Below are 24,905 nucleotides of genomic sequence, written 5' to 3' on the forward strand. Positions count from 1 at the left end.
GTATGCCGTCCCGCTGCGCCGTGGGGGTGGGGTGACGGCTCTCACGGCGGGAGGGGTCACGCAGGTGAGCGCTCGCTTAGTAGCCTGACGAGCAACCACCCTGCTCCGACCAGAGAGGCCCACCGTGCCCCGCACCCTGAATGAGGTCGTCTTCGTCGACGGCGTGCGCACACCGTTCGGCAAAGCCGGGGAGAAGGGCATGTACGCCCAGACCCGCGCCGACGACCTCGTCGTCCGCTGCATCCGCGAGCTGCTCAAGCGCAACCCCCAGCTCCCCAAGGACCGCGTCGAGGAGGTCGCGATCGCGGCCACGACCCAGATCGGCGACCAGGGTCTGACGCTCGGCCGCCTCGCCGCCCTCCTCTCGGGCCTGCCCAACACCGTCCCCGGCTACTCCGTCGACCGCATGTGCGCCGGCGCGATGACCGCGGTGACCAACGTCGCGTCCTCGATCGGCTTCGGCGCCTACGACGTCGCCATCGCCGGCGGCGTCGAGCACATGGGCCGCCACCCGATGGGCGAGGGCATCGACCCCAACCCGCGGCTGCTCGCCGAGAAGATCGTCGACCAGTCCGCGCTGTCGATGGGCAACACCGCCGAGAACCTGCACGACCGCTTCCCGCAGCTCACCAAGGAGCGTTCCGACGCGTATGCCGTGAGCAGCCAGGCCAAGCTCGCCGCGGCCTACGACGCGGGCAAGATCCAGCCGGACCTCGTCGCCATGGCGACCCGCCACTCCGAGCGCGGCTTCGGCCTCGCCACGAAGGACGAGCCGCCGCGCCCCGGCACGACGCTCGAGGAGCTCGCCGGGCTCAAGACCCCCTTCCGCCGGCACGGTGGCGTGTCCGCCGGCAACGCGGCCGGCCTCAACGACGGCGCCACCGCCTGCATCCTCGCGTCCGAGCAGGCCGCCGAGGAGCTCGGCCTGCCGGTGAAGATGCGGCTCGTGTCGTTCGGCTTCGTCGGCGTCGAGCCCGAGGTCATGGGCATCGGGCCGGTCCCGGCCACCGAGAAGGCGCTCGCCAAGGCGGGCCTGTCGATCGAGGACATCGGGCTGTTCGAGCTCAACGAGGCGTTCGCCGTCCAGGTGCTTGCCTTCCTCGACCACTTCGGCATCGCCGACGACGACCCCCGGGTCAACGAGTACGGCGGCGCCATCGCCACCGGGCACCCGCTCGCGTCCTCGGGCGTGCGGCTCATGACCCAGCTCGCCGCCCAGTTCGCGGAGCACCCCGAGGTCCGCTACGGCCTCACCGCGATGTGCATCGGCATCGGCATGGGCGGCAGCGTCATCTGGGAGAACCCGCACCACGTCGACTACGGCACGGAGGCCTGACATGACCGCGACCACCACCCCCACCGAGGCAGCCACCCCCACCGAGGCGCCCGCCGACAGGGGTCCCCGAGGCGAGGTCGTCACCCGAGCCCTCGTGCAGGACGTCGCCCTCCCTGGCGACGGCGGCACGCTCGCGCTCGTCACGCTGGACAACGGCCTCGACCACACCCGGCCCAACACCTTCGGACCCGAGGGCATCGCCGCCCTCGCGGGCGTCGTCGAGACGCTGCGGGCGCGGGCTGACGCCGGCGAGATCGTCGCGGTCGGCATCACCGGAAAGCCGTTCATCTTCGCGGTCGGCGCCGACCTGTCCGGCATGCCCCGCATCGGTTCGCGGGAGCAGGCACTCGAGCTCGCCCGCGCCGGCCACCGCGTCTTTGCCGCAATCATGGACCTGCCCGTCCCGACGTTCGCCTTCGTCAACGGCGCCGCGATGGGCGGCGGCGTCGAGCTGGCCCTGTCGTGCGACTACCGGACCATCAGCGCCGGCGTCCCCGCGCTCGCGCTCCCCGAGACCTTCCTCGGCCTCGTGCCGGGCTGGGGCGGCTGCTACCTGCTCCCGAACCTCGTCGGTCCGGCGAACGCGCTCAAGGTCATCATCGAGAACCCGATGAACACCAACCGGATGCTCTCCGGTCCGGCCGCCGCGAAGCTCGGCATCGCCGACGTGCTGCTCGAGCCCGCCGACTTCCTCGAGGAGTCCATCGCCTGGGCCGGCAAGGTCGTCAGCGGCGAGCTCACCGTCGACCGCCCCGTGGTGAGCCGCGACGAGGCCGAGTGGGCCGCCGCGGTCAAGACCGCCAAGGGCCTCGTGCTCGCCAAGACGGCCGGCCGCTCCCCCGGTCCGCTGCGGGCGCTGGCCCTCGTCGAGGCAGCCCGCACCGCCGACCGAGACGCGGCCTTCGCCGCCGAGGACGAGGCACTCGCCGATCTCGTCATGGGTGACGAGCTGCGTGCCGGTCTCTACGCGTTCGACCTCGTGCAGAAGCGCGCGAAGCGCCCCGCCGGCGCCCCCGACAAGGCCCTGGCCCGCAAGGTCACCAAGGTCGGCATCGTCGGTGCCGGTCTCATGGCCAGCCAGCTCGCCCTGCTCTTCGCCCGCAACCTCAAGGTGCCGGTCGTCATGACCGACCTCGACGAGGACCGGGTCGCCAAGGGCGTGGCCTGGGTCCACGCTGAGATCGCGAAGTCCTTCGAGGGCGGCAAGATCGGCCGCGACCGCGCCAACCACCTCACCGGCCTGGTCACCGGCTCGACGTCCAAGGACGGCTTCGCCGACGCCGACCTCGTCGTCGAGGCAGTCTTCGAGGAGATGTCGGTCAAGAAGCAGGTGTGGGCCGAGGTGGAGGCCGTGGTCTCGCCCGAGTGCGTCCTCGCGTCCAACACGAGCTCGCTGTCGATCACCGAGATGGCCGCCGACCTGCAGCACCCGGAGCGGGTCGTCGGCCTGCACTTCTTCAACCCGGTCGCCGTCATGCCCCTGCTCGAGATCGTCCGCGGCGAGAAGACCGACGACGCCTCCCTGGCCACGGCCTTCGCCACCGGCAAGGCGCTGAAGAAGACGACCATCCTCGTCAAGGACAGCCCGTCGTTCATCGTCAACCGCCTCCTCGCCCGCTACATGGGCGAGTTCAGCCGGATCGTCGACGAGGGCACGCCCGTCCCCGTGGCGGAGAAGGCCCTGGCCGGGCTCGCGCCGATGCCGCCGTTCGTCCTCATCGGCCTCGTCGGCCCGACGATCGCGCTGCACAACAGTGAGACGCTCCACCGCGCCTTCGGCGACCGGTTCCACGTCTCGCCGAACCTCAGGAAGATGGTCGAGCTCGGCAAGCCCGGCTACTACCAGCAGGTCGACGGACGTCTCGTCGTCGACCCCGCGCTCGAGGCGGCCCACATCGCGCCCGCGAACCCGGTCGAGCTGGACGTCACCCAGGCGCGTGAGCGGGTCCTCTCCGTCCTCGCCGAGGAGATCCGGATGATGCTCGACGAGGGCGTCGCCCAGGCCCCGATGGACATCGACCTCGCGCTCATCACGGGCGCCGGATTCCAGTTCTGGAACGGCGGGGTCACCCCTCTCCTCGACCGCGAGGGCGTCTCCGAGAGGGTCACCGGGTCCCGCTTCCTGCGGCCCGGCGTGGCCAGCGTCCCGGCCTGACCGCGGCGGGTGGGCGGACGGCATATCTGATCTGCAGGTATGCCGTCCGCCCACCTTTCGACAAGCCAGCGCGGCTTGCGTTATCTCATATGTGACATACGCTGGATCGCATGACTGAGTCCAGCTACCTCACTCGTATCGGCACCCTGATCCGGGACGCACGCCGCCATCAGGGCCTCACCCAGAACGAGCTCGCCGACAAGCTCGGCACGAGCCAGAGCGCCGTCGCCCGCATCGAACAGGGCCGCCAGAACCTCAGCCTCGAGATGCTCGCCCGCGTCGGCGAGACCCTCGGCAGCGAGTTCGTCTCCCTGGGCCACAGCGGCCCCCAGCACCTGCGGATCGTCGGCGGCGCGAAGCTGTCCGGCTCCATCCCCGTCAAGACGAGCAAGAACGCCGCCGTCGGCCTGCTCTGCGCGGCGATGCTCAACAAGGGCCGCACCACCCTGCGCAACCTCGCCCGCATCGAGGAGGTCAACCGCATCATCGAGGTGCTCACCTCGATGGGCGTCAAGGTCCGCTGGCTCGAGGGCACGAGCGACCTCGAGATCATCCCACCGGCCGTGCTCGACCTCGACGGCATCGACATCGCCGCGGCCCGTCGCACGCGCACCGTCATCATGTTCCTCGGTCCGCTGCTCCACCAGTTCGACTCCTTTTCCCTGCCGTATGCCGGCGGTTGCGACCTCGGGACCCGCACCGTCGAGCCGCACCTCACGACCCTGCAGTCGTTCGGCCTCGACGTCGCGGCCACGCACGGCTTCTACGAGGCCAAGGTCGACAAGAGCAAGCGCCCCGAGAAGCCCATCGTCCTCACCGAGCGTGGCGACACCGTCACCGAGAACGTGCTCTTCGCCGCGGCCCTGCACCCGGGCACCACGGTCATCCGCAACGCGTCGTCGAACTACATGGTCCAGGACGTGTGCTTCTTCCTCCAGAAGCTCGGAGTGACGATCGAGGGCATCGGCACGACGACCCTCACGGTCACCGGCTGCGACTCCATCGACGTCGACGTCGACTACTCCCCCAGCGAGGACCCGATCGAGGCCATGAGCCTCATCGCCGCGGCCGTCGTCACCGAGTCCTCGATCACCATCGAGCGCGCCCCGATCGAGTTCCTCGAGATCGAGCTCGCGACCCTCGACGGCATGGGCCTGCAGTACGAGATCTCCGACGAGTACCTCGCCAAGAACGGCCGCACCCGCCTCGCCGACATCACGATCCTGCCGAGCCAGCTCACGGCTCCGATCGACAAGATCGCGCCGATGCCGTTCCCCGGCCTCAACATCGACAACCTCCCCTTCTTCGCGCTCATCGCGGCCTGCGCCGAGGGAACGACGATGATCCACGACTGGGTGTACGAGAACCGGGCGATCTACCTCACCGAGCTCACCAAGGTCGGCGCCCAGGTGCAGCTGCTCGACCCGCACCGCGTGATGATCACCGGCCGCACCGCCAAGTGGCGCCCGGCCGAGGTCATGTGCCCGCCGGCGCTGCGTCCCGGTGTCGTCGTGCTGCTCGCCATGCTCGCGGCCAACGGCACCTCGGTGCTGCGCAACGTCTACGTCATCAACCGTGGGTACGAGGACCTCGCCGAGCGCCTCAATGCCCTCGGCGCGACCATCGAGATCTTCCGCGACATCTGACCGTGACCACCACCTCGCTGGACGACTGGGACGACCTGCGCCGCTGGCCGGACGTCGAGGCACCGAACCTCCAGGCCTGGGACGCGAGTGACCGGCTCGTCCTCGACGAGGCCGGGCCACTGCCCGACGGTCGCGACGACGTCGTCGTCATCGGTGACCGCCACGGAGCACTGACCCTGGGTGCCGTCGCCCTCGGGGCGTCCCGGGTGCGGGTGCACCAGGACGGTGTCCTCGGGGAACGCGCCCTGACGGCCAACGCCGCTCGACGCGGCCTCGGCCGGGACGGCGAGGCCCTGCCGTTCGAGCACCACCCGCTCGACGCGACGCTCGTCGAGGGCGCCCGACTGGTCCTGCTGCAGCTCCCCCGCTCGCTCGACGAGCTGGACGAGATCGCCCAGCTCGTCGCGGCCCACGCGCACCCCGAGGTCCGGCTCGTCGCCGGCGGCCGGGTCAAGCACATGACGCGGACTATGAACGAGGTCCTGGCGGCGTCGTTCGCCGACGTGAACGCCAGCCTGGCCCGGCAGAAGTCGCGCGTCCTGCACGCCACCACGCCACGCCGCGACGTCGCCGGCGACTGGCCGCACCGTCAGCGCCACGAGGACCTGGGCCTCACGGTCGTCGGCCACGGTGGGGTCTTCGCCGGGACGGGCATCGACATCGGCACCCGGCTCCTGCTCGAGCACATCCCCGACATGCGTGCGGCCGAGCGGGCCATCGACCTCGCCTCCGGCAGCGGCCTCGTCGCCGCCGCGCTCGCCCTCGCGCGGCCGACGCTGCAGGTGATGGCCACCGACCAGTCGGCCGCGGCCGTGAGGTCGACCGTCGCAACCGCCGAGGCAAACGGCGTGGCCGACCGCATCGAGGTGGTCCGGGCCGACGCGCTCGAGACCGAGCCCGACGCCTCGGCGCAGCTCGTCGTCCTCAACCCGCCGTTCCACGTCGGCGCCGCCGTGCACTCCGGGCTCGCCGAGCGGCTCTTCGCCGACGTCGCCCGGGTCCTCGCCCCCGGCGGCGAGCTCTGGTGCGTCTGGAACACGCCCCAGAACTACCGCCCGATCCTCGACAAGATCATCGGCTCGACCAAACAGGTCCAGCGCACCACCAAGTTCACCGTCACCTCCTCCCGCCGCCGCACCTGACCGACGGACCCAAGCCACCCCGGCGGAGGAGCCCGCACATCCCGGTTCGCCGCTGGCTGGGCCTGGCGGGAGCCGGAGTGCGCGCAGCGCGCGACGGCGGATGGGACTGCGGCGAACCGGGATGTGCGGGCGACGACCTGCATGGAACCGACGTGTGAGTGCGACAGCCGTAGGGCATCCGGTCAGTGAGCGGTCCAGCCGCCATCCATCGTGAACGAGCTGCCCGAGATCGAGGCCGACGACGGCCCGCAGAGGAACGCGACGAGGTCGGCGACCTCGGACGGCTCGATGAGCCGCTTGACCGCGACCGGCGTCAGCATGACCTCCGCGAGAACCTGCGACTCCGGGATGCCGTGAGTCTGCGCCTGCGCGCTGATCTGCTTCTCCACCAACGGAGTTCGCACGTATGCCGGGTTGACGCAGTTGCTCGTGACGCCCTTGTCACCGGCTTCCAGGGCGACGACCTTGCTCAGCCCCTCGAGGCCGTGCTTCGCCGAGACGTAGGCCGACTTGAACGGGCTCGCCCGCAGGCCGTGCACGGACGAGACCATGACGACGCGACCCCAGCCCGCGGCATACATGTGGGGCAGGCAGGCCCGCACGAGCCGGAACGGGGAGAGCAGCATGATCCGGTGGATCCGTTCGAAGTCCTCGACGGGGAACTCGTGGACCGGGGCCACGTGCTGGATGCCGGCGTTGTTGACGAGGACGTCGATGTCCCTCGGCAGGCCGTCATGCGCGTCGAGGTCGGAGAGGTCCATCACCCAGGGGGTGACGTGCTCGACGCCGACCTGCTTGACCAGGCCGTCGAGAGCGTCCGCGGCGACGTCGACCGCGTGCACGTGGGCACCGGCTGCGGCGAGGCGCTCGACGATCGCCGCACCGATGCCGCTGGCCGCACCGGTGACGAGGGCGGTGCGGCCCTCAAGCATCGCGTCGACCCGGCGTCCTGCCCCGGCTGCGGATCTTGGCGACGAGGTCCGCGACGGTGCCCCAGATGCCCTTGCGGAAGAGCAGGACGATGAGGACGAAGATCGAGCCGGTGATGATGCCGATGCCGTTGAAGCCGGACGAGGCGAGGTAGTCCTCGAGGAGGACCACGACGGCGGCGCCGAGGGGGCCACCCCACAGGGTGCCGATGCCGCCGAGGACGGTGATGAGCACGACCTTGCCCGAGGTCTGCCAGACGAGCTCCTGCAGCGAGGCGAACCCGTGGCTGACCGAGAACACTCCTCCGGCGAGGCCGGCGATGCCCGCCGAGATGACGAACACCATGATCTTGTAGCGCTCGACGTCGTAGCCGAGCGCGCGGGCGCGGGCCGGGTTGTCGCGAATGGCGAGGAGCACCCGGCCGAACGGCGAGGACACGGTCCGCCAGGCGATGAACGCCCCGAGCAGGATGAGCGGGAGGGCGGCGTAGTAGAAGTAGAACGGGTCGGTCTCGACCAGCTCGATCCCGAAGAAGGACTTGGGGATGCCCTGGAGGCCGTTCTCACCCCCGGTGAGGTCCCGCGCCTGGTTGGCGATGAAGAAGATCATCTGGGCGAAGGCCAGGGTGACCATCGCGAAGTAGATCCCGGTCCGGCGCACAGCGAGGTAGCCGGTGGGCACCGCGACGAGCATCGCGACGACGGCGCCGCCGAGGATCGCGACCGGGAACGGCAGCCCGGACCTGATGGCGATGAGGCCGGTGACGTAGGCCGACGTGCCCCAGAACGCGGCGTGCCCGAAGCTGAGCAGTCCGGTGAAGCCGAGGAGCAGGTCGATCGAGATCGCGAACAGGCCCCAGGCCACGATGTCCATCGCCACCGGCGGGTAGATGTACCAGGGCAGGGCGAGCACGACGAGCAGGGCAAGGAGCAGCAGGCCGGCCCGCACGAACGGGTTGAGCCTGCGGTCCGGGGCGGACGACGCCGCCGTCTCCACGTGCGTCGTCTCGGTGAGCTGGGCGCTCATGAGGCCTCCTCGCGGCCGAAGAGTCCTGCCGGGCGGACGAGGACGACCGCGGCCATGAGGACGAAGATGAGGACCTGCGCGTAGGACGGCGCGTAGGCCTGGCCGTACGCCTCGACGAGCCCGACGAGGAACCCGGCCATGACGGCGCCGAGGATCGAGCCGAGCCCGCCGATGACGACGACTGCGAACAGGATGATGATGAAGTTGCTGCCCATGTCCGCGGTGATCGCGCGGAACGGGGCCGCCAGGACACCCGCGACGCCGGCCAGGGCGATGCCGAAGCCGAAGACGGGGGTGACCCAGCGACCGACGTTGATCCCGAGCGCACGGGTGCGCTCGGCGTCCTCGGTCGAGGCCCGCACGATCATGCCGATGCGGGTCTTGGTGAGGAGCAGCCACACCGCGATGCAGAGCGCCACCGAGAAGAAGGCCGCGAACAGCTGGTAGCTCGACAGGCTGAGGCCACCGATGGTGACCCGCCCCTCCAGCCCGGCGGGGAGCTCGTACGGCAACCCGGAGACGCCGTAGCGGCGCTTCACGAGGTCGACGATGAGCAGCGTCAGGCCGAAGGTGAGCAGGAAGTTGTACAGCGGGTCGAGCGCCAGGAGCCACCGCACGAGCAGCCGCTCGACGAGGATCCCGAAGAGGAACAGCAGGACCGGGACGACGACGAGTGCACCCCAGAACGGCACGTCAGCGACGTCGAGGAGCACTGCCGAGCCGACGGCTCCGAGCATGTACATGGCGCCGTGGCTGAAGTTGACCACCCCCATGACGCCGAAGATGACCGCCAGCCCCAGGGCGGCGAGGGCGTAGAACCCGCCCGTCGCCAGACCCTGCAGCGTGTACTGGATGAATGCACTCATCGTCTACCTCAGTGACCTCTGGTGAACCGGTGGAGTGGGGACGTCACATCGAGCAGCCGGACTCGGCCACCGGCTTGAAGGCCTCGGCCGCGGGGATGGTGGCGACGATCTTCTCGTAGTCCCACTCCTCCTTGACCTCGGCGGCGGGCTTGACCTCGGCCAGGTACGCGTCGTGGATGACGCGGTGGTCGGCGGCGCGGACCTCACCGTTGCGCAGGAAGAAGTCGTTGATCTTCTTGCCCTCGAGCTTGGCGACGACGTCGTCACCGGTGTCGGAGCCGGCCTCCTGGACGGCCTCGAGGTAGTTGTAGGCCGCGGAGTAGTTCGCGGCGTGTGCGAACGACGGGCGGGTCTTCGTCTTGGCCTGGAACTTGTCGGCCCAGGCGCGGTTCTGCTCGTCGAAGTTCCAGTACCAGGCCTCGGTGAACGTGACGCCCTTGAACTGCTCGGCGCCGAGGCTGTGGATGTCGGTGATGAACATCAGGCCGACGGCGAGCTTGATCTGGTCGGAGATCCCGGCCTGGTTGTACTGCTTGACGAAGTTGATGAGGTCACCACCGGCGTGCATGGTGCCGATGACGTTGGGCTTGTCGGCGGCGGCCTTGGTGATGTACGTCGCGAAGTTGTCGTTCGGGAACGGCGTCGGGACCTTCTGGCCGATGGCGCCACCGGCGGCGGTGATCTGGCCCTCGAACGACTTCGTCATGTCCTGACCGAAGGCGTAGTCGGGGTAGACGACGTTCCACTTCTTGCCGCCGTCCTTGGTGAGCGTGCCACCGGTGCCCTTGGCGAGCATGTAGGTGTCGTAGGCCCAGTGGAAGGTGTACTTGTTGCACTGCGCGCCGGTCAGCGCCGTCGTGCCGGCACCGATGTTGATGTAGACCTTCTTCTTCGTCTTGGCCTGCGTCGCGACGGCCAGGGCCGCCGACGAGGTCGGGACGTCGAGGATGATGTCGGCCTTCTGACGGTCGTAGAGCTCCTGCGCCTTGGTGTTGGCGATGTCGGGCTTGTTCTGGTGGTCCGCGGTGACGACCTCGATGTTCTTGCTCACCGCGTCGTCCTTGTGCTTGGCCTTCCAGTCCTCGACGGCCATCTTCACGGCCTCGACCGAGTTGGGGCCGGAGAGGTCCTTGTAGACACCGGACTGGTCGTTGAGGACGGCGAGGACGATCTTGTCGTCGCTGATCTTGCCGGTGGCGGCGGCGGGTCCGCCGCCTGCGCCGCTGCCGCATGCGGTGAGGACGAGGCCTGAGCCGGCCACCATGGCCGCGAGGCTGATCATTCGGGTGTGTCGCATTTTCCCCTCCTGGGGTGTGGTCTGCCGGAACCGGCGGTCGAGGTGTGGTGTGTGAATGTGGTGTCGGTGGTGCGTGAGCGGGTGGTGCGCTCGGCTACATGCCGAGGTGCTGGAGGAGCTCGGTCGTGCGGGACTGGAACGCGTCGTTGTCCAGGCTCTCGACGACCTCGCCCTGCGCGAGCAGGTTGTGGCGGTCCGCCACCGTGGAGGCGAACTTCACGTTCTGCTCGACGAGCAGGACGGCGACACCCTGGGTGCGGATGTCGCGGATGATCTGGCCGATCTGGCTGACGATCACCGGTGCGAGTCCCTCGCTGGGCTCGTCGAGGAGCAGGAGCCGTGACCCGGCCCGCAGGGGGCGCGCCATGGCGAGCATCTGCTGCTCACCACCGGAGAGCTTCGTGCCCGGGAAGTCGCGACGCTCGCGCAGCACCGGGAACTGCTCGTAGATCCGGTCCAGGCTCCACGACGCGTCCTTGTCGACCACCGGGGGGAGGCTGAGGTTCTCCTCGACGGTGAGGGTCGCGTAGATCCCCCGGTCGTCCGGGACCCACCCGATCCCCAACCGGGCCCGCTTGTCGGCGGACTTGCCGTCGAGGGTCGTGCCGTCGAGGGTGATCGACCCACGGGTGTTCTTGTGCAGACCCATGATCGAGCGCAGCAGGGTGGTCTTGCCGGCGCCGTTGCGGCCGACGAGGGTGACGACCTCGCCGGCGGAGACGTCGATGGAGACGTCGCGCAGCACCTGCGCCTCGCCGTGGAAGGCCGACAGCGTGTCGACCGTGAGCAGCCGCTCAGCCATGCTCGCCTCCCGACTCTCCGAGGTATGCCGTGATGACACGTTCGTCGTTCCTCACGTGGTCGTAGGTCCCCTCGGCGAGCACCTCGCCGGACTGGAGCACCGTCACCTGGTCCGCGAGGGACCCGACGACGTGCATGTTGTGGTCGACGAAGACGACCGTGCGACCCACGGACGCCTTCTTGACGAGGGCGATCGTGCGGTCGACGTCCTCGAGGCCCATCCCGGCCGTCGGCTCGTCGAGCAGCAGCAGCGCGGGGTCGTTGGCCAGGGCGAGGGAGATCTCGAGGGCGCGCTTCTGGCCGTAGGCCAGCGAGCCGGCGGTGACGCCACTGCGGTCGGCGAGGCCGACCTCGGCGAGCAGCTCCATCCCGCGCTTCCGGAACCGGCCCAGGCTCTTGCGCGACGTCCAGAACTTGTAGCCGAGGCCGGTGGGCGAGGCGAGCGCCAGCTCGAGGTGCTCGAGCAGCGTCATCTGCTCGAAGAGGCTCGTGATCTGGAAGGACCGGGCCACCCCGAGGTGGGCGATCTGCTCGGGCTGCCGGCCGGAGATGTCGTCCCCGCGCAGGAGGATCTGGCCCGACGTCGGGGTGAGGAAGCCGGTGAGCAGGTTGAAGAGCGTCGTCTTCCCGGCGCCGTTGGGGCCGACCAGCGCGTGGATGGTCCCCTCGGCGACGTCGAGGTTCACCGCGTTGACGGCGGTGAAGCCCCGGAAGTCCTTCGTCAGGTCGACGGTCCGCAGGATCGTCGACGGTGTCGACACGGACCCCGGGGACGTCGTGGACGTCGCGGTCGCGGACGTCGATGCGCCAGTCGTCACCAAGCACCTCCTCGTGCGTCACCGTGCAGAGGGCTCTGCAGGCGATGTGGCCTCACCCTAGGGCGACCGTCGGACCCCACCCATGTCCTCGGGCACCATCGTCCGGCGTGTCTCATGGATGCGCAGCCCATGCGGCTCGTGCCACGGGGCCCTAGGATCGCCCTCATGCCCGACACCGTCGACGCCGGCACGCGACTGCTCGAGTCGCTCGCCTCCGGCGCGTCGCCCGCCGACCTCGCCGCCATCGACGTCGACCCGCACGCCCGGGACCTCGCGATGCGCATCGCCGGTGCCTTCGACGTCCAGCGCCGACGCGAGCAGCAGCTCGCCGCGCTCGTCGACACCGCCCGCGAGCTCGCGTCGATGACCGACCCGTCCGTCGTGCTCGACGCGATCGTCCGCCGCGCCCGCGCGCTCATGGGCACCGACGTCGCCTACCTCACGCTCTACGACCCGGGCAACGAGGACACCTACATGCGGGCGACCGCGGGGTCGGTCTCCGCGCAGTTCCAGGTCGTGCGCCTCGACTTCGGCTCCGGCCTCGGTGGGCTCGTCGCCCAGTCACGCAAGCCGTACTGGACCGCCGACTACTTCGCCGACGCCCGCTTCATGCACACGAGCTCCATCGACGGCGCCGTGGGCGACGAGGGCCTCGTCGCCATCTGCGGAACGCCGCTCATCGTCAAGGACGAGTTCGTCGGCGTGCTCTTCGCCTCGAACCGCACGCCGCGCCCGTTCACCCACGACGAGGTCGCCCTGCTCGGCTCGCTGGCCGCGCTGGCAGCGGTGACGATCGTCCAGGTGCGCGCGGCCGAGGACTCGGCCCGGACCCTGGCCGCGCTGTCCGAGGCCACCGAGCGGGTCCACCAGTACGCCGCCGGCATCGAGCGCGCCGCCACCGCCCACGACCGGTTCGCGGAGATCGTGCTCGAGGGCGGCGGGGTCGACGACCTCACGGAGTCGCTCACCCAGCTCCTCGGCGGGTGGGCCCTGCTCCTCGACGAGGACGGTGTCCTGCGCAGCGTGGCCGGTGACGCCCCACCGACCGCCGACACCCTGCACGACCTCGCCGAGCACGTCGTGCGCCGGGCCGAGGGCGCCCGGCTCACCCGCGTCGGTGACGTCTGGGCGGTGGCGATCAGCGCGACCGAGACCCGGATCGGCTACCTCGTCATCGGCGACGTCTCGACGATGGACGAGTCCGACGAGCGCACCGTCGAGCGCGCCGCCGTCGTCACCGCCCTCGTCCTCCTCGGTGAGCGCAACCGCGCCGAGGCCCGCCAGCAGCAGCGCACCGACGTCGTCGCCGGTCTCGTCAGCGGGCACGGCGACCTCGCGGTCCTCTCCGCCGCGGCCCGTTCGCTCGGCGTCGACCTGCGCGAACCGAGCTGCCTGCTCGTCGTGCGCCGCGACGACGGCGGCCCGGCACGCTCGCTCGTCCTCGCCGTCAACGCCGCCCTGGGTGGACTGGGTCTCGTCGGCGAGGTGGACGGACACGCCGTCGCCCTGGTGCCCGGCTCGGACCCGGGACCCACCGCGGCCGAGCTGGCGCAGCGGCTCTCCCGCACCAGCGTGGTGACCGTCGGCGCCGCCGGTCCGGTGAGCGAGGGGGCGGGCGCGAGCGCCGGCCGCATCCTCGACGACTTGGCGGGAGCGCACACCGAGGCCCTGCGCACCGCGGAGGCGCTGGTCGCCCTCGGGCGTCGCGGCGACGGGGCCTCGGCCGCCGAGCTGGGCTTCGCGGGACTCATCGTGGGCACCCGGCCCGAGGTCGCGGCATACGTCCACTCCGTCCTCGGCGCGCTGGTGGACTACGACGCGGCGCGGGGCACGGACCTCGTCGGCACGCTCGAGGCCTACTTCCTCGCGGGGGCGAGCCCGCGGCACGCGGCGACGCGGCTGCACGTGCACACCAACACGGTCGCGCAGCGGCTGGAGCGGATCAGCCGCCTCGTCGGTGACGCCTGGCAGTCACCCGAGCGCGCCCTCGAGCTGCAGCTCGCGCTCCGCCTGCGTCACCTCGTCGCGAGCTGACCGTCGACGGCGTCGGCCAGTGCCGTGATCGCCGTCGGCTGGAGGATGACCGAGTAGTGGTTCGCGCCCGCGACCTCGCTGGTGCGCAGTCCCGCGGGGAGGTCGAGCGCTCGCAGCCGGGCCTCGTCGTAGAGACCCTGCGGTTCGTCGAGGAGCCCTCGCTCGGCGAAGAGGAGCTGGGTGCCCACGCCGGCCTCGACCGCGCGCCGCGCTGCGGTGTGCGCACCGGGGTCCGAGAGGACGTCGCGCCCGTCGGCCCGGACGGCGTCGAGGACGCAGCTCGAGCGCCAGCCGTCACCGTGCTGGACGAGGTCATGCTCGAGGTAGCGCTGCAGCCACCCCCCGGTGGGGCCGGCCAGCAGCGGCCCCACGGCCGGGTGGCGACGCCAGAACGCGAGGTGGTCCTCGGGAGAGTCGAAGACCATGGACAGCCGCGCCATCGCCGGACCGAGGACGGCGGAGAGCGCATGGTCGGCGTCGCGGCCTGCGGCGGTCGCGAAGGCCAGTCCCCCGTCGACGAGGACGAGGGACCGGTAGCGGTCGGGGTCCTCCGCCGCGGCGAGGGCGGCGACGAACGCGCCCATCGAGTGGCCGACGAGGATCGGACGCCCCCCGAACGCGGACGCGATGGCGAGGGTGTCCTGCGCGTGGACCGCCAACCCGTAGGGCCCGGGGACGTCGCGGCTCGCCCCACGCCCGCGCAGGTCCGGTGCGAGCAGCCGCACGGTGCCCACGCCGTGGCGCCGCACGAGCTCGTCGGCCAGGGCCTGCCAGGCGAGCCCGTTGGCGGTGATGCCGTGCAGGGCGAGGACGACGGGCACCTCGGACCGGCCCGCGCCGGGGATGAGGTCGTGGACCGCGAGGGTCCCCGTCTCGACCTGCACCGTGAACGCGGGCTCGACCCTCACTGGCCGCCACCTCCACCCAGGGCCGCCCGGTGCCGCCCCGCGACGACCGTATGCCGTGCGCTCGCCCCGGCGCATGGGCTGCGGCACCACATCCCAACCCGTTCTGTGTGCGAGTGGCCGGAGGTGCGGGAGAGCCATCGCTCGCCCACGTCGGGCGAGTCCGGGTCGACCGTCGGACGGGGACCGGCCCGCGGGCGAGCCCCCCGGCGAGTGTGCCCGTTCACGCCCGCGTCTGACCCAGTTTCGGCAGGATGCAACCAAACGCACCCTCCCGTGAGTCGTCATGGTGAAAGGGAAGGGAGCCGTCGCATGAGCGACCTCGAGATCCAGGAGCTGTACGCAGGGTCGTACCGCCGCCTGCTGGGGCAGCTCATCGGCGTCACCGGGAACGTCGCGGAGGCTGAGGACGTGGTCCAGGAGGCGTTCGTCCGTGGACTCGACCATCCACGCCGTCTGCTCGCGGCTGACAATCCCGAAGCATGGCTCCGCACGGTTGCCGTCAACCTCGCTCGCAGTCGCTGGCGCCGAGCCCAACGTCTCATCGGCCTCGCCCCACGCATCCTCCATGATCCGCCCGTGGCGGACACCGATGGGCACGTCGTACTCATCCAGGCGCTGCGGCGCCTCCCGGCAGGGCAGCGCGAGGTCATCGCGCTGCATCACCTCGCCGACCTGACGGTGGAGCAAGTGGCCGACACGTTGGGACTGCCGACCGGCACGGTCAAGGCTCGACTGTCGCGTGGTCGGGTCGCCCTCTCCGCGCTGCTCGTCACGGAGGAACCCCATGTCTGAGTTCACGACGTTGCGCGAGGCTGTCGAAAGCCTCGCCGCCCGAAGCCCGATGCCAGACCTGGAGGGACTCGAGCGTCGAGCCGTCCGGCGCGGCCGTCGCCGCATCGCGGTGGGTTCTGTCGTCGCTGCCGTCGTCGCGGCGGTGATCGCAGGCTCGGCACTGTCCGCGACCGGTCCCGACGACCCACGGACGCTTCCGGCAGGTCCTGCGCGGCCGGCCCCGCCGACCCTGGCCGAAGGGGTTCCAGAGGATGCCGTCTGGTTCGACCGCCACGGCCTCCACCGGGGTGACGTCGTCGAGCGCACCCCCGTCGACATCATCGTCCCCGAGCGGCCGGTCCCCCAGGAACCTGGCGGGGTGTTTCCCCAGAAGGGTTCGCTGGCCCTCGTGCGCAGCGGAGCGCTCTATGGTGACCCGGCCACGAAGGACGTCTGGTTCCACCCCTGGGGTGGAGCTCCACGCATCGTGGGACGGGACTCGGCGTCCGGTCCCGGTGGCGACCCCGACGGCGATACAGCCGCCTGGTTCGAGGGGGCCCACCCTTCCACCGCCTCGCCAGGGAAGCTGGTCGTCTATGACACGGCCTCCGGCCGGGAGCTGTCGCGAACCGAGCAGGAGTCGGGAGCGATCGACTGCTCCGGCATCTGTGGTGATCACAGCCCTCCCGGGAACGGCTTCCTCCAGGTGGCCGCGGACCGCGTGGTGTGGGTGGCCCCGTCGAGGGACTTCGGCCCGGTCGTCTACGACTTCGACGTGCGCACCCAGAGAACGACCCAGCTTCAGGACCGGGTCCGGGACGTGCACGACGGGGTGCGCCTCAGCGGTGAGCCGACCCTCACGCTCACGGCGCCCGGGCGGGACGACGTTCTCCTGACGGAACTCGAGGCGTATGCCCGGCTCAGCCCGAGCGGGCGCTTCGTCCTCGGGCTCGAGGACTCGCCCGCACGCCACGGCGCAACGGTCCTCGACACGAGGACTGGTGAGCTGTGGCGAGTGCCCAACGACCAGTACCCGTGGATCGCCTGGTCGTACGACGACGTCGCCATGCTCGACGTGGATGACGGCCTCGTCGCCTGCGAGGCCGCCCGACAGCTCTGCGAGCGCGTCCCTGCTGAGCGCCCGTTCCTCATGCCAAGCAACTGAGACGCGCCCCGTCGGAGGGCACCGGGGTGGCGCAGCCGCGGACGTGGGCGAGCAGCGTCGCCGTGATGGCCTCGGGTGTCAGCACGACGCGGTCGAGCACCTGACCGCGGGAGCCGTGACCGAGGAACTCGCGCGGCAGCCCGAAGAGGTCGATCGGGACGTCGATGCCACTGTCCCGCAACGCGGCCGACACGTGTGAGCCGACGCCGTACCCGGCGGCGAAGAGCACCTCACGTCGACCCCGGAGCGAGGCGATGACGGCGTCCAGCGCGGAGTCGTGGTCGCCGCCCGCCTGCTGGCTCCGCAGCTGGTGCGGACCGTTGGACACGAGCAGGGACGGAACCCCGGCCGCTCGATCGCGGCGGTGTGCCCGAAGTCCTCCCGTCGAGGAGTGACACCTTCTCCTCGAGCGTCAGCTAGGCGAGGGCGCGCTGGACGTCCAGCCCCAGGTCCAGGCGCAGGATGATCTCGCCGTCGGGGTCCACGTCCCCCCTCGGGGTGAAGCCGAGCCGGGCGTAGAAGCCGGCGGGCCCGCCCTCACCCTGCCCGTGGCTGGTGAGGAGCTCGGTGCCCCCGTTGGCACGCACCAGGTCCACCACCTGGCGCACGACCTCCCGGCCATGGCCATGGTGTTGGTGCCGGTGGTCGATGAGGAGCTTCCACAGGAACCACGGCCCGTTGATGTCGGGAGGCTGGGGTGCCACGTCCCAGCTCATCATGACGAACCCCACGGGCCGTTCGTCGGCGTAGACGGCTCGGTACCACGGGTTGCCCTCCGGGCAGTCCGCGGCCTCCTCCATCGAGTCCGCCACGGAGCTCACGAAGCGTTCCTGCTCGGGCGTGGTGCGCAGCGCCAGCACCGACTCGAGGTTGGTCGGGGTGATCTGGCGCAGCGTGAGCGTCACAGCCGAAACGATAGCGCCGGATGCGTCCGTCCGCCGGGGCCTGAGGCGCGCGGTGCGCTGGCGCGCTGAGAGTCGGCGCCGGCGAAGGAGCTTCGCTTCCGGTGATGCCCACCGTGCCAGCTCACCAGCATGACGGTGGCGTCGTCCTCGAGGGCGTGCCCGGTCGCCTCCAGGACGCTGTCCGCGAGTCGACGAACCGCCTCGCGGGGGTGCAGGTCCCGGGTCTCGGCGATGGCCACCGACAGGTCGATCCCCGCGGCGTTCCGTTCGAGCATCCCGTCGGTGACGAGGACGATGCGGTCCCCGGGCTCCAGTGCCGTCGTGGTGCTGCGGAAGCGCGTGTCGCCGAAGAGTCCGAACGGGGGGTCCGAAGGGAGGGCGAGGGTGGTGACCACTCCCGCGCGCAGCAGGAACGGAGCCACGTGTCCGGCATTGACGAGCTCCAGCGCGCCGCTGCGCAGGTCCAGACGCCCAATGAGACCGGTGACGAAGTCGTCGAGCGAGTTGTCGGCCGAGTGAGCCGCCAGCGCGGCGTTGGTGGCCGACGCCTGCTCGAGCAGTGACGCGCCCCGCCGTCGTGCGCCGCGAAGACCGCTCACGCACAGGGTGGCCGTCAGGGCAGCGCCGACGCCGTGCCCCATCGCGTCCGTCATCGACAGGTGCAGCACGTCGCGAGCCAGGCTGTAGTCGAAGGTGTCCCCGGCGATCTCCGCGGCGGGCTCCAACCAGGCCGCGAGGGTGAAGGCACCGGCCTCGCACGTTCTCGGGCCGGGGAGCAGCCGCTGCTGGATCTCGGCGGACAGGCTCGAGGGACGGCTGCGCTGGCCCCACTCGTACACGTCGGTGTGTCTGCGGTTGGCGATCGCCACGAACGCCACCAGGTGGGCAAGTCTGGCGATCTCTGCCAGGGCGTCAGGGTCCGGCGCCTGCGGCACGCAGAGCTCGAGCAGGCCGATGACCTCCCCACGTTCGGTCATGGGGGCGAGGACCGTCCATTGGGGCGGCCCCGACCCGGGCCCGGTCTCGGGCGGCAGGACCTGCACGGTCTGGGTGCGCACCGCCCGCTCGGCAGGCCCCCCGTCCAGCGACACCATGACGGCCCGCTCGCCGGCGTCGCGGCGTTCGCCGGGCGGCGGTTGCTCGACGTCCGCGGCGCCGTCGGGGTGCAGGAGTGGGACGTGTGAGAGGCGCACCAGGGCGCGCCCGGACAGGTCGACGATGAGGAACGACACCTCGGTCGCACCCATCGCCAGGCCCAGCTCCCGGGTCACCGCCTCCACGGCGTCGACCGGCGAGGCGGCCTCCGCGGCGTCAAGCACCCGCCACAGTCTCCCGGTCGACTCGTCATGCGCCATGGGCCGGAGCATAGGGGCGGCAACGTGCGACCGCCCGGAACACGGGGCACGCCGCCACGGGAGACCGCTCGCCCGGCGGGACCGGTGGGTCAGGCGTGTCAGCCCAGGCGGAGGGACCTCCGGTCGACCCAGCGAGGCGTCGTGGCCCGGTAGGCCTCGTATGCCGTCCCGAACTTCTCGAGGAGCGCCGTCTCCTCCGCGCGGATCTGGACGCGGTCGATGAAGACGACGAAGCCGACCGCGGGGAGGAGTGCTGCCCACGAGCCCCGTCCGACCGCGTGCGCCAGCAGCAGTCCGGCCATGCCCACGTACATGGGATTGCGACTGGCGGCGTTGGCACCGCCGGTGACGAGCACGGTCGCCTGCTCGGGTCGGAACGGCTCGACGGTGGTTCCAGCGCGCCGGAAGCGGTTCGATGCCGCACCGGCCATCGAGAAGGAGACCAGGGAGAGGGTGGCCGCTACCGCACGGCGACTCGTGCTGGGCGGACGCGCTCCGTCCGAGAGCGCACGTTGGACGAGGGCCGCACCGACGGCCACTGCCGGCGGAGGGATGCGTGGCACGGTGTCCACCCTTTCGGTCGAGGCTGGTTCGTGTCGGCGCCAGCCGTCACCCGAGTGGGAACCCCTTGCCGGGCAACCCCACTGCGACACCTCGCTCCGAAGGTAGGTCCTCCAGTGTCCTCTCGATGCGCTCGGCGGGTCAACGAGGCAGACGTCGTGCTGAGCGGTGGCCGGCGCCACCGCTCGGGGCGGACGGTGTCGCGTCCGTTCGACCCCGGTCAGCCGCGGCAGGAGGCGAGCAGCCGGGCGGCGATGGCCTCCGGGGTGAGACCCACGCGGTCGAGAACCTGACCCCGGGAGCCGTGGTCGAGGAACTCACGCGGAAGCCCGAAGAGGTCGATCGGGACGTCGATCCCCCTGTCGCGCAGGGCTGCCGACACGTGGGAGCCGACACCGCCGGCGAGGGAGTTGTCCTCGACCACCGCGACCCGGCCGGCGTCGCCGGCGAGCTCGTCGAGCACCGGGTTGACCGGCAGCGCCCAGACCGGGTCGACGACCCGCACCCGCAGGCCCTCGGCACCGAGCTTGTCGGCAACGGTGAGCGCGGTCGCGGCCATCGAGCCGACCCCGACGATGAGGAGGTCGACCGCACCCTCGTCCGGCTCCATGAGGACGTCGACCCCCCCGACACTGCGCACCGCCTCGATCGGGTCGGCCACCGACCCCTTGGGGAAGCGGATGACCGAGGGGGCGTCGGCGATGTCGACAGCCGCACGGAGCGCGGCGGGGATCTGCTGCCCGTCGCGGGGGGCCGCGAGGTGGAGCCCGGGCACGATCCCGACGAGCGACATGTCCCACATGCCGTGGTGCGAGGCGCCGTCGGGCCCCGTGATGCCGGAGCGGTCGAGGACGAACGTCACCCCGGCGCGGTGCAGGGCGCAGTCCATGAGGAGCTGGTCGAAGGCGCGGTTGAGGAAGGTGGCGTAGATCGCGACGACCGGGTGCAGGCCGGCATACGCCAGGCCGGCGGCCATCGTCGTCGCGTGCTGCTCGGCGATGCCGACGTCGAACGTCCGCTTCGGGAAGCGCTTCGAGAACGCGTCGAGCCCCACCGGGATCATCATCGCCGCGGTGATGGCGACGATGTCCTCGCGCTCCTCCCCCAGCTCGACGAGGGCGTCGCTGAACTCCTCGGTCCAGCTGCGCCCGGAGATCTCCAGGGGCAGCCCGGTCTCGGGGTTGATGACCCCGACGGCGTGGAACTGGTCGCTCTCGTCGTTGATGGCGTGGTCGTAGCCCTTGCCCTTCTGGGTGATCGCGTGCACGAGCACCGGCCCCCCGAAGGCGCGCGCCCGGCGCAGCGCCTGCTCCAGCGCCGCGATGTCGTGGCCGTCGACCGGGCCGACGTACTTGAGTCCGAGGTCCTCGAAGAGCCCCTGCGGGGCGACGATGTCCTTGATCCCCTTCTTCATCCCGTGGAGGGTCTCGTACATCGCTCCCCCGACGACGGGCGTGCGGTGCAGCGTCGACTTGCCCCAGTCGAGGAACCGCTCGTAGCCGCGGGTCGTGCGCAGCGTCGCGAGGTGGTCGGCGAGCCCGCCGCGGGTCGGCGCGTAGGAGCGCTCGTTGTCGTTGACGACGATGACGAGCGGCAGGTCCGACTCGGCGGCTATGTTGTTGAGCGCCTCCCAGGCCATTCCGCCGGTGAGCGCGCCGTCCCCGATGACCGCGACCGTGTGCCGGTCGCGCCGACCCGCGACGACACGGCCGGCGGCGATGCCGTGCGCCCACGAGAGCGAGCTCGAGGCGTGCGAGCTCTCGACGACGTCGTGCTCGGACTCGGCCCGGCTCGGGTAGCCCGAGAGCCCGCCCTGCTTGCGCAGCCCGGAGAAGTCATGGCGCCCGGTGAGCAGCTTGTGCACGTAGGACTGGTGACCGGTGTCGAAGACGACGGCGTCGGTCGGACTGTCGAACACCCGGTGGATCGCGATGGTCAGCTCGACCACACCGAGGTTGGGTCCGAGGTGGCCGCCGGTGCGGGAGACCTCGTCGACGAGGAACGTCCGGATCTCCTGGGCCAGGGTCGCCAGCTCGGGTCGGGTGAGGTCCGTGAGGTCACCAGGGCCCTGGATGCGCTCCAACACGCTCACACGCTCTCCCTCTCGCTGCCGTGGTCCATCCGCCCAAGTCTAGGTGCTGGCCGGGGTCGCGCCCGCTCGGGCAGGGCTCTCGGCGCGAACCCTCACCGGTGCGTCAGGAAACTCTCACAACCTCGGCACGAACGCGTGCCCCTGCAGGGCCTCCAGCAGCAGCCCGGCCGCCCGACGGGCCGCGAGCAGCCGGGCGCCCTCGGCCTCGAGGGCGGCCAGCGCCGCGGCGATCCCCTCCGGCTCGACGTGGTCCGCGAGGTCGACCCGCAGACCCCGGTATGCCGTCCGCATCGCTCCCAGTTGGCCGTCGAGGTGGTGCGTGGCCACCCAGGCGAGGGCGAGCGGGTGGCGGCGCCACACGGCATACATGCGGTACTCCGACGGGCAGTGGTCGAGCAGCCAGCCCACGGCCGGCATCTGCCAGCCGGGCGCGTCCGGCGGTGGCACCCGGGCGGGCCACCCCGGCGGTCCGCTGCGGGCCCCGCCCGGTGCGCCGGGGCTGGCGGCCCGCCGCAACGGGGGTGCCGGATTGTCGAACATGCGTTCGATTCTAGCCCTCTTCGCCCCCGACCGGCGGGTCCCGGGGCCGGGCCACATCGTGGACCACCTGAGACGCAGCCATAACTCGGTCTTATGCTTCCCATCAACGTTTCCACCCCATTGAGGATCGAGGACCCATGACGAGCGTCGCCTCCGGCAGCCGCGCCCTGCGGCCGCCTCGCACCGGGCGGTCCAACGGCCAGTGGGCCGTCGACGGTCGCGAGCCGCTCAACCCCAACGAGGCGTTCAAGGCGCAGGACAACGGTCTCAACGTCCGCGAGCGGATCGAGACGATCTATGCCCGCGACGGCTTCGACGCCATCTCCGGCGACGACCTCCACGGCCGGTTCCGCTGGTGGGGCCTCTACACGCAGCGCAAGCCCGGGATCGACGGCGGGCGCACCGCCTCGCTCGAGCCGCACGAGCTCGAGGATCGCTACTTCATGCTCCGCGTCCGCACCGACGGACAGCTCCTCTCCCCCGACCAGCTGCGCGTCCTGGGGGCCATCTCCACCGACTTCGCCCGCGAGAGCGCCGACATCAGCGACCGCCAGAACATCCAGTACCACTGGATCGCCATCGAGGACGTCCCCGAGATCTGGCGCCGGCTCGAGGCCGTCGGTCTCCAGACGACCGAGGCCTGCGGCGACACGCCCCGCGGCTTCCTCGGCTCCCCCGTCGCGGGAGTCGCCGCGGACGAGATCATCGACCCCACGCCGGTCATCCGCGAGATCACGTCGCGATGGCTCGGCGACGAGGAGCTCTCCAACCTCCCGCGCAAGTTCAAGACCGCCATCACGGGGCACCCGAGCCTCGACGTCGTGCACGAGATCAACGACATCTCGCTCGTCGGCGTCGTCCACCCCGAGCTCGGCCCCGGCTTCGACCTCTGGGTCGGCGGTGCCCTCTCGACCGCGCCACGGCTCGCCGAGCGCCTCGGCGTCTTCGTGTCCGAGGCCGACGCCCCCGACGTCTGGCACGGCGTCGTCTCGATCTTCCGTGACTACGGCTACCGCCGGATGCGCACCAAGGCCCGCCTGAAGTTCCTGCTCGCCGAGTGGGGCCCGGAGAAGTTCCGCGAGATCCTCGAGACCGAGTACCTCGGTCGCGCGCTCCCCGACGGCCCGGCGCCCGCACCGGCGAAGGGTCCCGGCGACCACGTGGGCGTCCACGCCCAGAAGGACGGTCGCTTCTACGTCGGCGCGGCACCGACGGTGGGACGGGTCAGCGGAACGATCCTCACGAGCCTCGCGGACCTCGTCGAGCACGTCGGCGGCGACGGGGTGCGGCTCACCGCCCACCAGAAGCTCGTCGTCCTCGGCGTCCCCGAGGCCGGTGTCGAGGAGGTCGTCACCGGCCTCGAAGGTCTCGGGCTCACGGCCACGCCGAGTCCGTTCCGCCGCTCGACGATGGCGTGCACCGGCATCGAGTACTGCAAGCTCGCGCTCGTCGACACCAAGGACACCGCGACGGTCGTCATCACCGAGCTCGAGAAGCGCCTGGCCGGCATCGAGCTCGACACGCCGATCTCGTTGCACGTCAACGGGTGCCCCAACTCCTGCGCCCGGATCCAGACCGCCGACATCGGCCTCAAGGGGCTCATCACGACCACGGACGACGGCGAGCACGTGCCCGGGTTCCAGGTCCACCTGGGCGGAGGACTCGCCTCCCCCGAGCGCGACGAGGCCGGTCTCGGCCGGACGGTCCGCGGCCTCAAGGTGCAGTCGGCCGACCTCGCCGACTACGTCGAGCGGGTCGTCCGGAGGTTCGTCGAGCAGCGCACTCCCGGTGAGTCGTTCGCCACGTGGGCCCACCGCGCGACCGATGAGGAGCTGGCATGAGCACCGTCACCACCCGGAGCACCCGGCGCAGCGAGGAGGAGCTGCGGGCCCTGGCCGTCGAGGGCTCCCTCCTCGACGACACCGATGCGGTCGGCGTCGCGCGCTGGGCCGCAGGGACCTTCCCCGGCACCCTGGCCGTCGCCTGCAGCATGGCCGAGGGCGTCCTCCCCCACCTCGTCTCGCAGCACGCACCCGGCGTCGACGTCCTCTTCCTCGAGACCGGCTACCACTTCTCCGACACCATCGGCACCCGCGCCCGGGTGGCCGACGAGCTCGACGTCACCGTCGTCGACGTCCTGCCCGAGCTGACCGTGGCGGAGCAGGACGCGAGGTTCGGCCCCCGCCTCCACGACCGCGACCCGGTGGCCTGCTGCGCGATGCGCAAGATGGAACCGCTGGCAAGGACCCTCGCCGGCTACGAGGCCTGGGTCACCGGGGTGCGCCGCGACGAGGCGCCGACCCGGACCCACACCCCGCTCGTGACCTTCGACGAGAAGCACGGCCTCGTCAAGGTCAACCCCCTGGTGACGTGGTCGCTCGACGACGTCACGGCATACGCGATCAACCACGCGGTCCCGGTGAACCTCCTTCTCTCCGACGGTTACCCGTCGATCGGGTGCGAGCCCTGCACGAAGCGGGTCGCCCCCGGCGAGGACCCCCGGTCCGGCCGCTGGGCCGGGCTGTCCAAGACCGAGTGCGGGATCCACACGTGAGCG

The 24,905-nt window shown here is 71.1% G+C and carries 22 protein-coding genes; 9 read left to right on the top strand and 13 right to left on the bottom strand.

Annotation, left to right across the window (positions count from 1 at the left end; genetic code table 11):
- Nucleotides 1-124 precede the first annotated feature (124 nt).
- The 4 genes from AC3EU2_RS17255 (at nucleotide 125) to AC3EU2_RS17270 (ending at nucleotide 6,279) form a co-directional block, all read left to right on the top strand.
- Nucleotides 125-1,336, top strand: coding sequence for a thiolase family protein (locus tag AC3EU2_RS17255; protein WP_488177503.1), 1,212 nt, complete (start codon nucleotides 125-127; stop codon nucleotides 1,334-1,336).
- Nucleotide 1,337: 1 nt separating this feature from the next.
- A complete protein-coding gene (locus AC3EU2_RS17260; protein ID WP_488177504.1) occupies nucleotides 1,338-3,491 on the top strand; it encodes a 3-hydroxyacyl-CoA dehydrogenase NAD-binding domain-containing protein in 2,154 nt (717 codons plus the stop codon).
- A gap of 110 nt (nucleotides 3,492-3,601) precedes the next feature.
- A complete protein-coding gene (locus tag AC3EU2_RS17265; protein ID WP_488177505.1) occupies nucleotides 3,602-5,137 on the top strand; it encodes a helix-turn-helix domain-containing protein in 1,536 nt (511 codons plus the stop codon).
- A 2-nt stretch (nucleotides 5,138-5,139) separates the two neighbouring features.
- On the top strand, nucleotides 5,140-6,279 hold the full coding sequence (locus tag AC3EU2_RS17270) for a class I SAM-dependent methyltransferase (protein ID WP_488177506.1): 1,140 nt from the start codon (nucleotides 5,140-5,142) through the stop codon (nucleotides 6,277-6,279).
- A gap of 182 nt (nucleotides 6,280-6,461) precedes the next feature.
- Here the strand turns inward: AC3EU2_RS17270 and AC3EU2_RS17275 are convergent, their stop codons facing one another.
- The 6 genes from AC3EU2_RS17275 to AC3EU2_RS17300 all read right to left on the bottom strand — a co-directional run bounded on the left by AC3EU2_RS17275 (nucleotide 6,462) and on the right by AC3EU2_RS17300 (nucleotide 12,017).
- The gene (locus tag AC3EU2_RS17275) at nucleotides 6,462-7,211 is read right to left on the bottom strand and encodes a 3-hydroxybutyrate dehydrogenase (protein WP_488177507.1); all 750 of its coding nucleotides are present in this window, start codon (nucleotides 7,209-7,211) and stop codon (nucleotides 6,462-6,464) included.
- The gene (locus AC3EU2_RS17280; RefSeq protein ID WP_488177508.1) at nucleotides 7,204-8,235 is read right to left on the bottom strand and encodes a branched-chain amino acid ABC transporter permease; all 1,032 of its coding nucleotides are present in this window, start codon (nucleotides 8,233-8,235) and stop codon (nucleotides 7,204-7,206) included. The genes AC3EU2_RS17275 and AC3EU2_RS17280 overlap by 8 nt, the downstream gene beginning before the upstream one ends.
- Complete coding sequence (locus tag AC3EU2_RS17285) at nucleotides 8,232-9,101, bottom strand: branched-chain amino acid ABC transporter permease (RefSeq protein ID WP_035933644.1); 870 nt, start codon at nucleotides 9,099-9,101, stop codon at nucleotides 8,232-8,234. The genes AC3EU2_RS17280 and AC3EU2_RS17285 overlap by 4 nt, the downstream gene beginning before the upstream one ends.
- A gap of 43 nt (nucleotides 9,102-9,144) precedes the next feature.
- Nucleotides 9,145-10,398, bottom strand: coding sequence for an ABC transporter substrate-binding protein (locus tag AC3EU2_RS17290; protein WP_488177509.1), 1,254 nt, complete (start codon nucleotides 10,396-10,398; stop codon nucleotides 9,145-9,147).
- A 94-nt stretch (nucleotides 10,399-10,492) separates the two neighbouring features.
- Nucleotides 10,493-11,200, bottom strand: a complete 708-nt coding sequence (locus AC3EU2_RS17295) for an ABC transporter ATP-binding protein (protein ID WP_488177510.1) — start codon at nucleotides 11,198-11,200, stop codon at nucleotides 10,493-10,495.
- Nucleotides 11,193-12,017, bottom strand: coding sequence for an ABC transporter ATP-binding protein (locus tag AC3EU2_RS17300; RefSeq protein ID WP_488177511.1), 825 nt, complete (start codon nucleotides 12,015-12,017; stop codon nucleotides 11,193-11,195). The genes AC3EU2_RS17295 and AC3EU2_RS17300 overlap by 8 nt, the downstream gene beginning before the upstream one ends.
- Before the next feature lie 165 nt (nucleotides 12,018-12,182).
- Between AC3EU2_RS17300 and AC3EU2_RS17305 the strand changes: the two genes are divergently transcribed.
- Nucleotides 12,183-14,051: a helix-turn-helix domain-containing protein gene (locus AC3EU2_RS17305; RefSeq protein WP_488177512.1), complete on the top strand. Its 1,869-nt coding sequence runs from the start codon at nucleotides 12,183-12,185 to the stop codon at nucleotides 14,049-14,051.
- On the opposite strand, the gene AC3EU2_RS17310 is transcribed toward AC3EU2_RS17305, so the two are convergent.
- Entirely contained in the window at nucleotides 14,033-14,959 is a 927-nt protein-coding gene (locus AC3EU2_RS17310) for an alpha/beta fold hydrolase (RefSeq protein WP_488177513.1), read from the bottom strand. The genes AC3EU2_RS17305 and AC3EU2_RS17310 overlap by 19 nt on opposite strands.
- Nucleotides 14,960-15,268: 309 nt before the next feature.
- Between AC3EU2_RS17310 and AC3EU2_RS17315 the strand changes: the two genes are divergently transcribed.
- Both AC3EU2_RS17315 and AC3EU2_RS17320 read left to right on the top strand, forming a co-directional pair.
- The gene (locus AC3EU2_RS17315; protein ID WP_488177514.1) at nucleotides 15,269-15,751 is read left to right on the top strand and encodes a SigE family RNA polymerase sigma factor; all 483 of its coding nucleotides are present in this window, start codon (nucleotides 15,269-15,271) and stop codon (nucleotides 15,749-15,751) included.
- The gene (locus AC3EU2_RS17320) at nucleotides 15,744-16,895 is read left to right on the top strand and encodes a hypothetical protein (RefSeq protein WP_488177515.1); all 1,152 of its coding nucleotides are present in this window, start codon (nucleotides 15,744-15,746) and stop codon (nucleotides 16,893-16,895) included. The genes AC3EU2_RS17315 and AC3EU2_RS17320 overlap by 8 nt, the downstream gene beginning before the upstream one ends.
- On the opposite strand, the gene AC3EU2_RS17325 is transcribed toward AC3EU2_RS17320, so the two are convergent.
- From AC3EU2_RS17325 to AC3EU2_RS17350, 6 genes are all read right to left on the bottom strand, one after another.
- Entirely contained in the window at nucleotides 16,879-17,223 is a 345-nt protein-coding gene (locus AC3EU2_RS17325; RefSeq protein ID WP_488177516.1) for a hypothetical protein, read from the bottom strand. The genes AC3EU2_RS17320 and AC3EU2_RS17325 overlap by 17 nt on opposite strands.
- A gap of 88 nt (nucleotides 17,224-17,311) precedes the next feature.
- Nucleotides 17,312-17,800 (bottom strand): GNAT family N-acetyltransferase, encoded by a 489-nt coding sequence (locus AC3EU2_RS17330; RefSeq protein WP_488177517.1) that lies wholly within the window; start codon nucleotides 17,798-17,800, stop codon nucleotides 17,312-17,314.
- Complete coding sequence (locus AC3EU2_RS17335; protein ID WP_488177518.1) at nucleotides 17,797-19,155, bottom strand: PP2C family protein-serine/threonine phosphatase; 1,359 nt, start codon at nucleotides 19,153-19,155, stop codon at nucleotides 17,797-17,799. The genes AC3EU2_RS17330 and AC3EU2_RS17335 overlap by 4 nt, the downstream gene beginning before the upstream one ends.
- Nucleotides 19,156-19,253: 98 nt before the next feature.
- Nucleotides 19,254-19,718 (bottom strand): methyltransferase family protein, encoded by a 465-nt coding sequence (locus AC3EU2_RS17340; RefSeq protein WP_488177519.1) that lies wholly within the window; start codon nucleotides 19,716-19,718, stop codon nucleotides 19,254-19,256.
- A gap of 218 nt (nucleotides 19,719-19,936) precedes the next feature.
- Nucleotides 19,937-21,808, bottom strand: coding sequence for a 1-deoxy-D-xylulose-5-phosphate synthase (dxs, locus tag AC3EU2_RS17345; RefSeq protein ID WP_488177520.1), 1,872 nt, complete (start codon nucleotides 21,806-21,808; stop codon nucleotides 19,937-19,939).
- A 114-nt stretch (nucleotides 21,809-21,922) separates the two neighbouring features.
- Entirely contained in the window at nucleotides 21,923-22,348 is a 426-nt protein-coding gene (locus tag AC3EU2_RS17350; protein WP_488177521.1) for a hypothetical protein, read from the bottom strand.
- A 137-nt stretch (nucleotides 22,349-22,485) separates the two neighbouring features.
- Between AC3EU2_RS17350 and AC3EU2_RS17355 the strand changes: the two genes are divergently transcribed.
- Nucleotides 22,486-24,189 (top strand): nitrite/sulfite reductase, encoded by a 1,704-nt coding sequence (locus AC3EU2_RS17355; protein ID WP_488177522.1) that lies wholly within the window; start codon nucleotides 22,486-22,488, stop codon nucleotides 24,187-24,189.
- A complete protein-coding gene (locus tag AC3EU2_RS17360; RefSeq protein ID WP_488177523.1) occupies nucleotides 24,186-24,902 on the top strand; it encodes a phosphoadenylyl-sulfate reductase in 717 nt (238 codons plus the stop codon). The genes AC3EU2_RS17355 and AC3EU2_RS17360 overlap by 4 nt, the downstream gene beginning before the upstream one ends.
- Nucleotides 24,903-24,905 lie beyond the last annotated feature (3 nt).

This window comes from Knoellia sp. B-D-2 (assembly GCF_057714695.1).